Source organism: Collinsella sp. AM24-1 (assembly GCF_003470325.1).
GTDB lineage: Bacteria > Actinomycetota > Coriobacteriia > Coriobacteriales > Coriobacteriaceae > Collinsella.
In genome coordinates, this window is record NZ_QRHM01000008.1 from 18,075 (window position 1) to 32,011 (window position 13,937).

Annotated in this window: 13 protein-coding genes and 1 pseudogene; 4 read left to right on the top strand and 10 right to left on the bottom strand. The window is 58.5% G+C overall.

The genetic code is table 11. The annotated features are described in order from the left end of the window. The first annotated feature begins 179 nt into the window (after window positions 1–179). Window positions 180–1,133 carry a hypothetical protein gene (locus tag DW661_RS04360; RefSeq protein WP_118934783.1) on the top strand — a complete coding sequence of 318 codons (954 nt, stop codon included), beginning with the start codon at window positions 180–182 and terminating at the stop codon, window positions 1,131–1,133. 136 nt (window positions 1,134–1,269) lie between these two features. Further along, complete coding sequence (locus DW661_RS04365) at window positions 1,270–2,577, top strand: hypothetical protein (RefSeq protein WP_118934785.1); 1,308 nt, start codon at window positions 1,270–1,272, stop codon at window positions 2,575–2,577. A gap of 61 nt (window positions 2,578–2,638) precedes the next feature. On the opposite strand, the gene ettA is transcribed toward DW661_RS04365, so the two are convergent. The 3 genes from ettA to DW661_RS04380 all read right to left on the bottom strand — a co-directional run bounded on the left by ettA (window position 2,639) and on the right by DW661_RS04380 (window position 5,478). After that, window positions 2,639–4,318 (bottom strand): energy-dependent translational throttle protein EttA, encoded by a 1,680-nt coding sequence (gene ettA / locus DW661_RS04370; RefSeq protein WP_055251458.1) that lies wholly within the window; start codon window positions 4,316–4,318, stop codon window positions 2,639–2,641. 184 nt (window positions 4,319–4,502) lie between these two features. Continuing rightward, window positions 4,503–5,207 carry an SdpI family protein gene (locus DW661_RS04375; protein ID WP_117583905.1) on the bottom strand — a complete coding sequence of 235 codons (705 nt, stop codon included), beginning with the start codon at window positions 5,205–5,207 and terminating at the stop codon, window positions 4,503–4,505. Beyond that, a complete protein-coding gene (locus tag DW661_RS04380) occupies window positions 5,200–5,478 on the bottom strand; it encodes an autorepressor SdpR family transcription factor (RefSeq protein ID WP_022094448.1) in 279 nt (92 codons plus the stop codon). The genes DW661_RS04375 and DW661_RS04380 overlap by 8 nt, the downstream gene beginning before the upstream one ends. A 299-nt stretch (window positions 5,479–5,777) precedes the next feature. On the opposite strand from DW661_RS04380, the gene DW661_RS04385 reads away from it, so the two are divergent. Together DW661_RS04385 and DW661_RS04390 are read left to right on the top strand one after the other, a co-directional pair. Further along, window positions 5,778–6,575 (top strand): ThiF family adenylyltransferase, encoded by a 798-nt coding sequence (locus tag DW661_RS04385; protein WP_118934787.1) that lies wholly within the window; start codon window positions 5,778–5,780, stop codon window positions 6,573–6,575. A 14-nt stretch (window positions 6,576–6,589) separates the two neighbouring features. Then, the gene (locus DW661_RS04390) at window positions 6,590–7,372 is read left to right on the top strand and encodes a TatD family hydrolase (protein WP_118934790.1); all 783 of its coding nucleotides are present in this window, start codon (window positions 6,590–6,592) and stop codon (window positions 7,370–7,372) included. Between the two features lie 79 nt (window positions 7,373–7,451). Here the strand turns inward: DW661_RS04390 and DW661_RS04395 are convergent, their stop codons facing one another. The 7 genes and pseudogenes from DW661_RS04395 to DW661_RS04425 all read right to left on the bottom strand — a co-directional run bounded on the left by DW661_RS04395 (window position 7,452) and on the right by DW661_RS04425 (window position 13,906). Beyond that, on the bottom strand, window positions 7,452–8,969 hold the full coding sequence (locus DW661_RS04395) for an FGGY-family carbohydrate kinase (protein ID WP_118934792.1): 1,518 nt from the start codon (window positions 8,967–8,969) through the stop codon (window positions 7,452–7,454). Window positions 8,970–8,975: 6 nt separating this feature from the next. Further along, entirely contained in the window at window positions 8,976–9,785 is an 810-nt protein-coding gene (locus DW661_RS04400; protein ID WP_233503156.1) for a BtpA/SgcQ family protein, read from the bottom strand. Between the two features lie 33 nt (window positions 9,786–9,818). After that, entirely contained in the window at window positions 9,819–10,253 is a 435-nt protein-coding gene (locus DW661_RS04405; protein ID WP_233547452.1) for a secondary thiamine-phosphate synthase enzyme YjbQ, read from the bottom strand. Next, window positions 10,250–11,131, bottom strand: a pseudogene (locus DW661_RS04410) (amidohydrolase family protein). Before DW661_RS04410 ends, DW661_RS04405 begins: the two are co-directional and overlap by 4 nt. Before the next feature lie 6 nt (window positions 11,132–11,137). Beyond that, window positions 11,138–11,938, bottom strand: a complete 801-nt coding sequence (gene frlD, locus DW661_RS04415; RefSeq protein WP_118934794.1) for a fructoselysine 6-kinase — start codon at window positions 11,936–11,938, stop codon at window positions 11,138–11,140. Between the two features lie 121 nt (window positions 11,939–12,059). After that, complete coding sequence (locus DW661_RS04420) at window positions 12,060–12,923, bottom strand: PfkB family carbohydrate kinase (RefSeq protein ID WP_118934797.1); 864 nt, start codon at window positions 12,921–12,923, stop codon at window positions 12,060–12,062. A gap of 14 nt (window positions 12,924–12,937) precedes the next feature. Beyond that, on the bottom strand, window positions 12,938–13,906 hold the full coding sequence (locus DW661_RS04425; RefSeq protein ID WP_022094440.1) for an SIS domain-containing protein: 969 nt from the start codon (window positions 13,904–13,906) through the stop codon (window positions 12,938–12,940). Window positions 13,907–13,937 lie beyond the last annotated feature (31 nt).

A 13,937-nucleotide genomic window follows, 5' to 3' on the forward strand; every position in this document is an offset into this window, starting at 1 on the left:
TACATCACGTAAACCACCTCGCAATAGTAAATCCAGTTTAGCATCAAGCTATTGCACCAAAGACAGCAGGCCCCCTTGATGAGTTGATGGTATCTGTTAAATGACACGTACGATTCACATCTGGTGGGTACCCTGATGGCTACACGAAACGAAGCAGATTTACATCGGGAGGACCCCGTATGACAACCAAGTACACCGACGCGCCGCGCACGCGTGTCATGACGCCGGCCGCACTCAACAACGGCGTTCACGAGAACCATTCCATCGGCCAGACCATGGCCATTGCGCCCAAGAAAAAACTCTTTGATGACATTTCCATTCCCCAAATCATCGCCGGTGCCGCGGCAGCCGCCACGAGTGTCGCGCTCGCTTCAAAGATTGGCATTGCCGGCTCGGTGATTGGTGCCGCTGTGAGCTCAGTCATCACTGTTGTGTCCTCGCAGGTCTATCGCCACTTTATCTCCGCCAGCGCCGAAGCAATCAAGGGCACGCATGCCGCTGTCGACTACCCTACCGGCGCCTACGAGCCCGTTGAGCCCAATGTCGAGGAGCACCTAGGTGGCGCCGCAACCACGCAGGAGATGCGCCAGGTTGCGGGACGCGCGACCACGGCGCGCGTCGCTCCCAACAGCCTGCGCGCCAAGGCGGCGGCTGAGCGCAGCCAGACGCAAAAGAAGGTCATCGTCTTCTCGATCGCTATCGCCATCGTCGCGGTCATCGCCTGCGCCGGCGCCATCCTTATCACCACTGCCGGTGAGGGTCTGGGCGAGCGTCCCGAGCCAATCCTGTCGTCGCGCACGACCGAGAGCGATGCAAATGGCAACACCCAGTCGCAGGATCAGCAGGCACAGACGGACGATACGCAAGACAGTTCTACCTCTGCCAATTCGTCCTCGAACACCCAAAACCAATCGCAGGGCGTCGATTCCTCTGCGAACAACAGCGGCACGCAATCCGGCACGACTGACTCAAGCCAAACGACTGACGGCTCTCAACCGAGCACGGGCGACCAGGCGAATGGCAATACACCGAGTACGGGATCTACCGACAACAGCAACACCAACAGCTCGAGCGGAACCGCGTCCGGCACGGCATCTGACAGTTCAAGCCAAGGCACGACATCGGGCAACTAGGCACTGCATCCCCAGATAGGCAACCTGTACAACGGGCGCGAACCGACAGCGGTTCGCGCCCGTTTGCCTTGGGCGCCGCCATGGCGAGTGCCATGCGATGGTAAGATGCTTTACATGTGTAAAGAGGAGATTTGCCATGAGCAAGACAATAGTTAGGCCCACGCTATCGCTGGGCAACCACATCTATCTGTATCGCCTGCTGCGCGATGCGATTGGGTGTGGCAAGCAAACGTTTATGACACAGGTCGAGGAGGCGCTCACCGCTGGCGACATGACCGCTTATGACCTGGGCTTCGAATCCACGCGCGAGCTGCTCGAAGAGCTTGACGACTGCATTAAGCTGACCGTCTTTAAGGGCGGTCGCCTGTATGCCACCGTCATCGCCAACGAGGCCTGGGATGTCGCACTTGCCAAGGGCGAGGACAAGCCCAAGACCGCCAAGGGCGCTAAGCAGTCCTACAAAAAGAAAAAGCGCAGTGAGAAGGACCTCAAGGCTGTGCGCCCCAAGCACGTTAAGCGTCCCGAACCAGAAGCCGCGGTTGAAGCTGTGCCGGGGCCCGAGCCCGAGACAGAGATCGAAGTCGCTATTGAGGTAACAGCAGAAGCCGAAACCGAAATCGCCGCCACGACCGATCCCGAAGTCATATCAGAGCAGGAAGCCACTGCGGAGCTCAACGAGGCTCCCAAGTCGACAACCGAAGAGGCCGCCAACCAACCCGAGACGCCTGCGTTCCAAAACAGCGATGTCTTTGGCGACGAGGCCGAGGACGATCAACCCGACGAGTCCGCCGATCAAGACGCTACCGAGTCGACGCTGGAACCCGAGACGCCGCAGCCTGCCATCTCGCTTACGGTCGTCTATGACCCCGAGAACGCCAACGCCGGCATCACCACCATGGCATCCACGCCCATCGAGGCAAAGCCGAGCGTCGAGAACGAGAACGCGACGCAGGTTGAGGTTGAAACCGCAGTTGCAGACGCGCCCGTCACCGTGAAGCCCGCAGATTCCGAGATCAAGCCGGAAGTAACGCCGGAGCCCGCACCCGTCATCGAATCCGTGCCCGTCGCTGCTTGCGACCAAATACCCGCATCCGCACCGGCTTCGGCACCCGCAGCGGCCCCAACCCCCGCACCCGCAGCACCGACCATCCCCGAGGACTTCCCCATCGATTTCGCAACCGAAGTCTTCTGCCCCGGCCCGCTTCTGCACCAGCTGTCGACCTATCTCCCCTACGGCGCCGACACGCTCGGCATCGTCGGCGAGTACTACTGGATCGCCCGCGAGCGCGGTACCATCGAGGCCGCGCGAAACCGCGCAAGCTTCCCCCTGCGCCACACGCAGGCCGGCGAGCGTCGCGAGGTTGCCGTGCGCATCCGCCGCAACACCACCGGCGGTCTCGGAGCCGCCTGGACCATCGATAAAGTCGAACCTTCTACCAAGTAACAAAAAGGGACGATAACCCTCAAGGTTATCGTCCCTTTCTCATTAGGTCACCTGAGCTCGACTAATCGCGCGTCAGCTTGCGGTGAATACGATGCGGCTGGGCTGCGTCCTCGCCCAGGCGCTCGATGCGGTTGGCCTGATAGGCCTCGAAGTTGCCCTCGAACCAATACCAGTTGCCCGGGTTCTCGTCGGTGCCCTCCCACGCCAGGATGTGCGTGGCAACGCGGTCTAGGAACATACGGTCGTGGCTAATGACCACCGAGCAGCCCGGGAACTCGAGCAGCGCCGCTTCGAGCGAGGACAGCGTCTCGACGTCGAGGTCGTTCGTGGGCTCGTCGAGGAGCAACAGGTTGCCGCCCTGCTTGAGCGTGAGCGCCAAGTTCAGACGGTTGCGCTCGCCACCGGAGAGTACGCCGGCGCGCTTCTGCTGGTCCTGGCCCTTAAAGCCAAAGCTCGCCACGTACGCGCGGCTCGGAACCTCGGTCTCGCCGACCATCATGTGGTCCAGGCCGTCCGAGACGACCTCCCATAGGTTCTTATCGGGGTCGATGCCGGAACGGTTCTGGTCGACGTAAGAAATCTTGACGGTCTCGCCCACCTCGAGCTCGCCCGAAGTCAGCGGCTCCAAACCCACGATGGTCTTGAAGAGCGTGGTCTTGCCGACACCGTTGGGGCCGATGACGCCCACGATGCCGTTACGCGGCAGGGTGAATGAAAGGTCGTCGATGAGCACGCGGCCATCGAACTCCTTGTGCAGGTGATGGGCCTCGAGCACCTTGTTGCCCAGACGCGGGCCCACAGGGATGCGGATGTCGGTCCAGTCGAGCTTCTGGCTTGCGCGGGCCTCGGCCTCCATCTCCTCGTAGCGAGCCAGACGGGCCTTGTTCTTGGCCTGGCGAGCCTTGGGCGAGCTGCGTACCCACTCGAGCTCGGCCTCCATGCGCTTGGCGAGCTTGGCATCGCGGTTGCCCTGCGCCTCGATACGCGCGGCCTTGGTCTCCAGATACGTGGAGTAGTTGCCCTTGTAGGGATAGAGGTGGCCGCGGTCGACCTCGCAGATCCACTCGGCAACGTTATCCAGGAAGTAGCGATCGTGCGTGACGGCAAGCACCGCGCCCTGGTAGTTGTGCAGGAAGTGCTCGAGCCACAGGATCGACTCAGCGTCCAGGTGGTTCGTGGGCTCGTCGAGCAGCAGAAGGTCGGGAGCCTCGAGCAGCAGCTTGCACAGGGCCACACGGCGGCGCTCGCCGCCGGAAAGCACGTTGACCGGCATGTCGGAATCGGGCAGCTGCAGAGCGTCCATGGCCTGGCCGAGTTTGGAATCGATATCCCAGCCGTCGGCGGCGTCAATCTCGTCCTGGAGCTTGCCCATCTCTGCCATGAGGGCGTCCATGTCGCAGTCCGGGTCACACATCTCCTCGCCGATCTTGTTGAAGCGATCGACCTTGGCAATCATGTCGCCAAACGCCATGCGCACGTTCTCGATGACGGTCTTGTCGTCGTCGAGCGGCGGCTCCTGTTGCAGGATACCCACGGTGTAGCCGGGGGTGAGCCTGGCATCGCCGTTGGAAACTTCCTCGATGCCGGCCATGATCTTGAGCAGGGTCGACTTGCCCATGCCGTTGGGACCCACGACGCCGATCTTGGCACCGGGGTAGAAGCTCAGGGTCACGTCGTCAAGGATTACCTTGTCGCCATGGGCCTTGCGAGCCTGATACATCTGGTAGATAAACTCTGCCATTTGCCTGTTCTATCCTTTCTACCTGCTGTTTCCCTATTCTTGATTCGCTTTAGTAGAAACGAAATGAGGAAACCAGCTCTGAAACGTAACGAAAAAGGGGCATGGTTGCCCACACCCCCTAATACTACCTGGGAAAAGTCCCCCGGAACATACTATGAACTGCGTACGCTAGTTTTCCGCAACCTTAACGAGCGGCTCGCTGCGATTTGCGCCACAACAGATACGAGTAGACGTAGACGGCTCCAACCGAACCAAACGCCAGAACCGCAATCACCGCGGCGACGACTTCACTCGAAAGCACGCTGCCTGCCACGCCCATCACAATCAGGCCAATACCCAGCACCATAAAGCAGGCGCCGCCAAAACGCTGCGTACGGCGCCAGTTCTCGGGATCGGCAAGCGCCCAAGGTGTCTTGATACCGAGCGTATAGTTCTGCTTCACACGCGGCAAGTAGTTGCCTACGCCGATGAACAGCAAACCGACAACACCGGAAATCAGCACGTTAACCGAACCGACCGCCGGCACCACGCCCCAGACCGTAAGCTCTCCCAGCCAGCTTATGGCGCACATGAACAAGGTGAAGGCGATTACGAAGCCCTGATAGAACTTGCCCGAGGTTCGATATGCCTCGCCTTTGGGGTCGATGCGCGGCACCACGCAGAACATTGCGAGAAGCGCCAGAGGCAGCGCGCCGAGCGCGGAGGCCATCCAGCTAGGACCCCAACCGTCGACGGCGCCGTTCGCGCCCCAGTGCGTGGGAATCTGCGCAGGCAAGCTCGGCATCACCATGAGGTGCGCTACGACATTGGCGACGCACAGAGCGACCAGCGCAATCCACACGCGCGACGATACCCCCGTGGGGTGAATGCCCTTGTTTTCGTTATTCATCCTTATCACCTTCAGTGTTTGTAAAGCCCATAAACCAGCCAATTAAATCCTGCATGACGGTGGTGTTTAAGCTGTATACGATGTTTTGGCCATGGCGCTCGTCGGTCACCAACCCGGCATTTTTGAGCGTCGCCAAGTGATGGCTTAGCGACGGCTTACTGATATCGAAATGCTCGGCAAGCTCCCCCGCCGTGCAATTGCCCTCGCGCAGCAACTCCAAAATGCGCCGTCGCGTTGGATCGGCAAGCGCCTTAAAACCCTCTCCCGGCATAAGACCTCCTCTCATCATCTCTCATGACGCGCACACTATACTCGATATTTAGATGTTTGTCTAACTGTCTAATCTTGTACTCAAAAAAATAGCCGCCTCCGCGTAATGCGAAGACGGCCACTTCTCACGCTACAAACGTGTTTTGGAGTCGGCCAACCCGCTGCAACGGGTGCCATCTGCTTCATCTTATGCGAATCCCGATCTCATTTCAACAAGCCCCTAGGGCTCAAATGGAATCGTGATAATCCCTATAATGGCGATAGCCCAAACACGATCCGCTTCCCCATCGGAGGACATCTATGACCGAAACCGCAGCCGCAGCTCCCGTCGAGACACGCGACACCAAGCTCGAGATCATCATGGGCCGTGAGGCGCTCGATAAACTTGCCAACGCCACGGTGCTGGTGCTGGGCTGTGGCGGCGTGGGATCCAACTGCTGCGAAGCGCTCGCCCGCGGCGGCATCGGTCATTTTGTGATCCTGGACAAGGACATCATCGCGCCCAGCAACATCAACCGCCAGGCCATCGCCTTTCACAGCACCGTCGGCAAGCGCAAGGTTGACGTGATGGAAGCCATGATCCACGACATCAATCCCGCCGCCAGCGTTATCAAGCGCACCGAATACCTGCTGAGCGACAACATCGACGAGTTCTTCGCGGGCGTTTTGGAGCAGACGGGTGGCAAGCTCGACTACGTCGTCGACGCCATCGACACCATCTCGGCCAAGCTCACCATTGCCAAATATGCTCAGGACCATGACATCCGTTTGGTTAGCTCCATGGGCGGGGCCAACAAACTCCATCCCGAGTGCCTCCGCTTTGCCGACATCTTCGATACGGTACGTGACCCCATGAGCCGCATTATGCGCAAAGAATGTAAGAAGCGCGGAATCAAGAGCCTACACGTACTGTTTAGCTGCGAGGAATCGGTTAAGACACAGCCCCGCGATCCTTCCAACATCCACGAGCGCACCGAGCTGGGAACCGCCAGCTTTATGCCGCCCATCATGGGCCAGATGATCGCCGGCGAGGTTATCCGTCAGATCAGTGGCCGCGGCACCGAGCGCGTGCGCGCCGATGGCCAGCGCCTAGACTAGCGGAGCGCGCCGAGATGGAGCCCCGGTTATTTGATGCACACTGCCATCTTGATCTAATGGCTCACCCGGACGCCGTTGCCGATGAGGCAACGGCGCTTGGCCTGGTTCTATTTGACTGCGGCGTCGATCCGCACGACTTTGCACGCGCCAAGAAGCGCACCTGCGGCCGTTCAAATATCTTTGCCGGCATCGGCCTCCATCCCTGGTGGCTCGCCGACGGACGATGTGGCAACGCTGAAATCAATCTGCTTTGCGAAGTCGCCGCACAAGAACGCTTGATCGGCGAGGTCGGACTCGACTTTTCCGCGCGCTTTGCTGGAAGTGAGCCGCTACAAATACAGGCATTTGACCGGCTCTGCGATGCGCTCGTGCAGCATCCTCTTACCGGGCGCGTGATATCAATTCACGCCGTTCGTTCGGCGGGAACCGTACTGAACGTCCTCGAATCGCATGGACTACTCATCCCAAACTCCGACTCCCCCGTTATCATCTTCCACTGGTTTAGCGGCACTTCGGACGAACTCGTCCGCGCGCGAAACGCAGGCTGCTATTTTTCCGTGAACGAGCGTATGCTCGCCACCAAGCGCGGTCGCGAATATGCCCGACAGATTACACTCGACCGTCTACTGCTCGAGACCGATGCGCCGGCCGAGCCAAACACAGAAACAAGTGTGCAATCGCTCATCAGATCGCTCGCAAGGACCTCGATGCACATTGCCTCACTCAAAAACTGTGACGCAAAGCGCATCGAGTCGGTAGTTTTAGCAACTGCGCACTCTGTTTTTGACCTTCGCTAACCCCTGTGGGCAAAAATGCCAAGGGACATGCGAATCGCACAACGCAGTCCCTATTGGCAGGCAGTACAATTCGGCAGCATTACACCAATTCGTGCATGAGATCACGGTTGCGTGCATACAATTCGTCAAAGATATGACGACGCGACGCATATAGCTCGTGGGCAGCCATATCGGGCACGATTGTTTGTGCAACGCCAAGGACTTGGGCGAGTTCATCCCATGATGCATAGGCGCCACCTGCGAGAGCTGCCATGATGGCATCACCGAAGCATGCGCCCACCGTAACCTTGGCAACCGAGACCTCGCGCCCGCATACGTCGGCGATAGCCTGCATCCAAACTGGATTCTTGGTTCCACCTCCGACAAGCATAATGCGCCCAATTGGCAGTCCATGCTCTCGCTCGATAATGTCGACATGGGATGCAACGGTATACGCGACGCCTTCCAAGGCGGCGCGAACCATATGGGCTCGCGTATGCCTTCCGGTCAGGCCAAAGAAGACGCCACGCGCCTCGGGATCGTTGAGCGGAGTACGCTCCCCCGCAAAGTACGGCAGGCACAGGAGCCCATCGGCACCCGGCGCCACATCGGCGGCATCATGCGCCATGACCGAATATGCATCGGGGCCACCGTGGCCCTCGGCCTCCACGGCGTCGCGATACAGTTCTTGGCGCAGCCACGATGTGAGTGCACCCGCCGTATTGGTCCCCGCGCAGATCCCGTAAGTTCCGGGAATGATAAACGTCCCTGGCCACAGGCGGGCATCATCGACCATATGATCAGCTAGGTAGATGAAATACGCCGTGCTCCCCAACTGAACCATCATATCGCCGGGACGAAATACACCCGTCGAAATGGCCTCGGCACCAGAGTCGCCCGTTCCCACTAAGACAGGTGTCCCTGCCGCGAGCCCTGTCGCCTCAGCCGCGCGCTGCGTAATCACCCCGGCAATATCGGTAGCCGACATTACCTCCGCCATCTGGTCAGGCCGGCAGAAACGAGCACATTCCCGAGCATCAACCCTCCAAGTGTAGCGGTCGTATAGGGGAAGAAAATCCTCCGCCAAGTAACGGTCCACCGTAAAACGCCCCGTCAACTTTGCGCATAGAAACGATGATGCCGTCAGGAACTTCGCGGCACGTTCGTGCACCTCGGGCATATTCTCCTTAAACCATAAGATCTTAGGAGCAATATCTGATGAGCAGGGATCGTGCCCGAAAAGTTCGCGTGCGCGACCTGACCCATATTCGGAAAGGAGCTCGTCAATCTGCGGCTTCGAACGTGCATCGACTCCATACAAAATCGCGGGCGCCAGCGCGTTGCACTCGGTATCGACCGGCACACAGTCGCAACCCAATGCGGAAAGGCCCACGCATCCGATCTGCGCCGCGTTAACCCCCGATCGCATCACCAGCTCGCGCGACAAGCGGCAAAAATCGCCCCACCAAACTGCCTCAGCATCATGCTGGTACCATCCATCACACGGGTTGTCCGTCTCATGTCCACAAGAGGCTTGGCAAACGATGTTGCATCGATCATCGATTAAAACGCCTTTAGAGGCGCTTGTCCCAATATCAATACCCAGATAGAGCGCCATAGGTGCCTACTCCCCTCGCGCCGTACGAGCGGCAGCCATAAAACGAACCACCCGCTCAACATCAATCGGGGCATCCAGCTTTCCGTCGCGCTTTAAGCACGTGCCGACAAACGCGCCATCGTAGTGAGCAAATACGTCAGCCACGGTATTTTCGCGACAACCGGTGCCACATACCACGGGCACTTCGCCAACACGCTCGCGGACCTCGTCGGCAAGCTCGCCCGAAGCGCCACGACCGGCAGCCGAACCGCCGATGACCATCGCATCCGGTAGGCAATTAAAGAGAAGTGAATCGGCAATGTCCGCGGTCGTGCGGTCGTTGAGATAAACCTCGCCCTCGCTCGTGATGAAGTGAAAAAGCTTGAGGTCGTCCAAGCGCAGCGCCGCCTTGCGACGCATGGTGTGAGCGAAATCTCGGTTAATCAGCCCGAGATCACCGGCCCAGGCACCGCAAAAATTGCAGCGCGTGAACTGCGCGTCGACGGCAGCGCACAGCTCGATTGTGGCATCACCATCGTAAATTGCCTCAGCTCCCCAAGGAGTCGACAGATCATGGGACAGAGCCCCGATTACATAGCCCATCGATGCAAGGGTTGAGGGAGAAACATGCTGCTCATAGGGCATCGAGAGCTCATTGGTAATCAAAATGCCATCGACACCGCCCTGCTGCAACGCCTCGAGATCGCGCTTGGCGGCTTCCACGACCTGCGATACGCTTCCGCCCGGGTAATACAGCGGATCGCCCGGCAGAGGACGCAGGTGCAGCATTCCGATAACCGGCTTTTCGTTCTTGAACATCGAAGTTAGAAACGACATAACGTGCTCCTTCATAGGGTTATTGCAGGGACGTTACTCCCCCAGCACCTCGACGTACACTTTTCGCTTCTGCGGACCGTCAAACTCCGCAAGATAGATGTTCTGGGCACTTCCGCACACGATGTGGCCATCTTGGACGGGAAAGAAGCAACTGTTTCCACAAATCATGCTCTTGATATGCCCACAGGAGTTGTTACCGGTGGCTCCATAGCTCGGCAGGAAGTGTGCATGCGCATAGGGGGCATCGAGTGGGGCGATGCGATCAAGCGTCTCCATAAGATCCGTCTCCACGCAGGGCAGCCCCTCGTTTACCACGATTCCGCAGGTCGTATGCGACAAAATAATCGCCGCCAAGCCATTGGTCACCGAGCTGCGTTCGATGACAGCGTGCACGTCCTCGGTAATATCGATGAACTGGTCCGGAGCAGTCGATAGATAGCTCAATGTCTCGAGCGTCACCGTGTTCACTCATCCCCTTCAAGAAAACGCAGGGCATTACCCCAGTAGAGCCTTTCTCGCGCATCATCGCGCATGGGCACGGTATCGAGCGCCCGCTTGAGTTTGAATGCACGGAAGCGCGGCGTATTGCTGGCGAACATCACTTGGTGCGATAGCGCGCGCTCATACCACAGCGGCCCCATATCGACCGTGAAAAGACGCTGCATCATCTCCTCGGGCGAATCGATGTAAGTGATAGAGGTGTCCGCGTAGCAGTTGGGATACTTGAGCAGCATCGCCACGGTCTCGCGCACCCAGGGCTAGCCAAAATGGGTCAAACTAAAACGCACATTTGGATGCGTTGCGATTGTGTGCTCAAATGCAAGCGGGTTACTGCGCGAGAGCTCTGCGCCCGGCTCCCAAGACATACCGGCATGGAAAACCACCGGCTTGTTATAGCGCTCGCACAGTTCGTAAAGCGGCTCGGCCACAGCATCATCGGGGGCAAAACCCTGCTTTGCAGGATGCAGGCAAAGCCCCTTTGCCCCCAACTCGGTAAAGGCGCGCTCCAATTCGTCTGCGGCACCGCTCACCTGCGGGTCTACGCTCGCAAATCCCCACAGACGATCGGGATGTGCGGCAACCAGCATGGCAATCTGGTCATTGGTGCCAAAGCGCCCTCCGCATGCCGTGGTTACATCGAGCGGCATGAGCACGCTCTTCTGCACGTCGCAGACGTCCATCTCGACTTGAAGCTCATCCCAATCCATAGGGCCCATATGCCCCATACCAAATTCTCGTGACCAAAAACCGAATCCATCAGGCTCATCACCCGGCGTACAGATCTCGCCGTAGAGCATGGGCTGGACCAACATGTCGATAACCATTTCGTACTCCTTTCCAGGCATTTGACCCTAGTACGGCTCAAACGAACCAATCACTCGGGACGACAGCTCAGCGCCCGTCTTCATACACGCCGGAATATCAAGACCATCGATCACGCCCTTGGTAAACCCGGCAATATACGAATCGCCGGCACCCACGGTATTAACGACCCTCTCCGCCGGTACGATCCCGCACTCATAGAAGCGCTCACCGTCATAGGCAATGCTCCCCTTCTCGCCAAGCGTGGCAACCGCAACGCGCGGTCCCAATTCCTGCACGTGGCGTACCCAGTCCCGCAGCTCCGGAGTGTCCTCTTCAAACGACATGAACGCATAATCTACGTAAGGAAAATGAGCCTCGCATGCATATTCGGGATCCTGGCTGAACACCGAGAAGTCCATAACCACCGTCTTGCCCGCATCATGCCATTCGGGCAGGAGGTCCAAACAATTGCCAAACAGGTCGGTATGAATGATGTCATGCTCTAGGATAAACGCCCGGTCATCTTCATTCGGACGATATGTCTCCATTACGCCATCGATCGCCTCGAGATGCACGCGATCGACGCCGTCTTTCAATGCCAGGAGCATCACCGAGGTGTCGCCATCCTCCACCCGCAGATGAGAGATATCAAACCCCTCGGCGGCCAGCGCCTCTCCCATCTTGTCTCCGTACTCGTCCTTGCCGACAACCGACACGGCGGATACCGAAACGCCCATTCGTGCAAGATGGATACCCCAGTCAATGCCATTACCAGTCGGATAGAACACGCCGATGTTTTGATAGACGTCCGCACAGCAAAAACCAGCCGCACACGCTTTAATACCCATGGTCTTCTCCAATGTTCAAAAGGGGACCCACCACATGGCGAGCCCCCTTTTCGCGTTTCGCTTATTGTTTTGCATCGGCTGTCCAAGGCCTCATAGCCAGACCGCCGTACGCTTTCTTAAGCTATTCGACGATTGGTGCTCCGTGGCCCCAAGAACCTTCCATGCCGCACACGGTCGAGGCAAACCCGGCAGCAAAGTCGAGCGCGCGCTCGATGGCCTCGGCGCCACCCTCACCACGCTTGACGGAATCGAGATAGCACATCAAAAACGAGGTGAGGAACGAGTCGCCCGCCCCCATGGTGTCCTTCATGTCCGTTACCGGTTTAGCCAGCTGGCGGTAATAACGCTCGCCGTCGTAAGCGATGCAGCCCTCGGCGCCCGCCGTAGCCGACACAAAACGCGGACCCAGACCCTTCACCCATGCCAGACGCTCGCGAATCTCGTCCTCACTCGCGGCATCCGCCGCACTAAAGAAAGCAAAATCGACGTAGGGCGCAATCTGCTCGTAGTACTCGTCGGTGGAGTCGTCCGAAAAGTCAAAAGAGACCGTGACGCCCGCAGCCTTCAACTTGGGCAGCTCGCGCTCGGTGAAGCAATAGTTGCCCGAATGAACCACATCGAACTGCTTCATGTACGAAAGGTCAAAGCGATCGAGAACATAGCGCGCATCGCCACGGATACCGCCCTCGTTGGAACCGAGGAAGACACGGTCACCGTCAACGACGGTCACGCGAGCCGCTCCGTTCTCGCCAATCATCTGCTCGCACTTGTCAAGCTCGATACCCTCATCCTCGAGGCTTGCAATGACATGCTCGGCAGCGGCGTCATTGCCAAAAATGCCCATGTATGCAGAGCGTGCGGCACCGCATTTCTTGGCATAAACGGCGAAGTTCACCGCATTGCCGCCGGGATACATGGTGTGGATATGCTCGTAGCGATCGACGACGTTGTCGCCAAATCCGAGCGCGTTAACGTTAAATGCCATGGCCTTTGCCCCTTCTAGTACTCGACAACACCCATATAGCGACGGAAATCGGGATCGTGATCAAACACCTTGCCGCGCGCAGCACGCAGCTCGCAGTTCATGGCGTAGAACAGCACCGGGTCCAGATAGGCACGGACGCTCGCCGGCACGGCTTCCATACCGTACTCCTTGGCATCGAGCACCATCAGCGTATCGGTATGCGTCTTAAGGAACGCAAGGGCGCGCTCGTCCATAGCACGGCACTCGCTGGAGCCCATCTGCAGGAAGTAAAAAACGCCATCCTGAGTAGCCTCGAAGGGGCCGTGGAAGTACTCGGCAGAGTGGATGTAGCTGCAGTGCTGCCACTGCATCTCCATAAGAGAGCAGATAGCGAAACCGTAGGTCTGGCTAAAGTTGGGACCGCTGCCCAGAATGTAGAAGAACTCGTGCTCCTGGCAAAGCTTGGCAAAACGATCGCCTAGCTCGGCATTTACCTTCTCACGTGCCGGGGGAAGAATCTTATCCATCTCGGCGATACCGGCATACATATCGGCAAGATCGGCGTAGCCCTCCTGCTGATCGAGCAGCTCGGCCGCAAGCGACAGCGAAATGCCAGCGGGGACCTCGGCCTGCGGCACGCCCTCGCCCCACGGGTAGACCCACGTGGTCCACTTGCCGGAGTCAATCTTGGATCCAGCGTTGTCGGTCTGGGCGATCACCGTAGCGCCGGCAGCAAGGGCAATCTCACAGCCCTCGACGACCTCGGGGGTGTTGCCGCTGTGGCTGCAAGCAATGACCAGGGATTTCTCACCCAAGCGGCGCGGGCGCATGATATCAAACTCGCGAGCCGTATAGATATACGAAGTGAAGGTGGTTGCCTCGCGCTGCAGAAGCTCATGAGCCGGGATCAAATCGATCATGGAGCCACCGCAAGCAATCCAGTAGACGCTGTCGAACTTGCCCTTCTCGGCAATTGCCTCTTTGATCAGATCGTGTGCGTTCATATCCAGTTCCTTTCTTGTTTGGTCCGCAATC

Bases quoted from the DNA above. Each gene is read 5' to 3' on its own strand.
- DW661_RS04365 (WP_118934785.1), top strand. From the start codon at position 1,270: ATGAGCAAGACAATAGTTAGGCCCACGCTATCGCTGGGCAACCACATC.
- frlD (WP_118934794.1), bottom strand. From the start codon at position 11,938: ATGGGTATTAAAGCGTGTGCGGCTGGTTTTTGCTGTGCGGACGTCTAT.
- DW661_RS04420 (WP_118934797.1), bottom strand. From the start codon at position 12,923: ATGGCATTTAACGTTAACGCGCTCGGATTTGGCGACAACGTCGTCGAT.
- DW661_RS04380 (WP_022094448.1), bottom strand. From the start codon at position 5,478: ATGCCGGGAGAGGGTTTTAAGGCGCTTGCCGATCCAACGCGACGGCGC.
- DW661_RS04385 (WP_118934787.1), top strand. From the start codon at position 5,778: ATGACCGAAACCGCAGCCGCAGCTCCCGTCGAGACACGCGACACCAAG.
- DW661_RS04375 (WP_117583905.1), bottom strand. From the start codon at position 5,207: ATGAATAACGAAAACAAGGGCATTCACCCCACGGGGGTATCGTCGCGC.
- DW661_RS04390 (WP_118934790.1), top strand. From the start codon at position 6,590: ATGGAGCCCCGGTTATTTGATGCACACTGCCATCTTGATCTAATGGCT.
- ettA (WP_055251458.1), bottom strand. From the start codon at position 4,318: ATGGCAGAGTTTATCTACCAGATGTATCAGGCTCGCAAGGCCCATGGC.
- DW661_RS04425 (WP_022094440.1), bottom strand. From the start codon at position 13,906: ATGAACGCACACGATCTGATCAAAGAGGCAATTGCCGAGAAGGGCAAG.
- DW661_RS04395 (WP_118934792.1), bottom strand. From the start codon at position 8,969: ATGGCGCTCTATCTGGGTATTGATATTGGGACAAGCGCCTCTAAAGGC.
- DW661_RS04400 (WP_233503156.1), bottom strand. From the start codon at position 9,785: ATGTCGTTTCTAACTTCGATGTTCAAGAACGAAAAGCCGGTTATCGGA.
- DW661_RS04360 (WP_118934783.1), top strand. From the start codon at position 180: ATGACAACCAAGTACACCGACGCGCCGCGCACGCGTGTCATGACGCCG.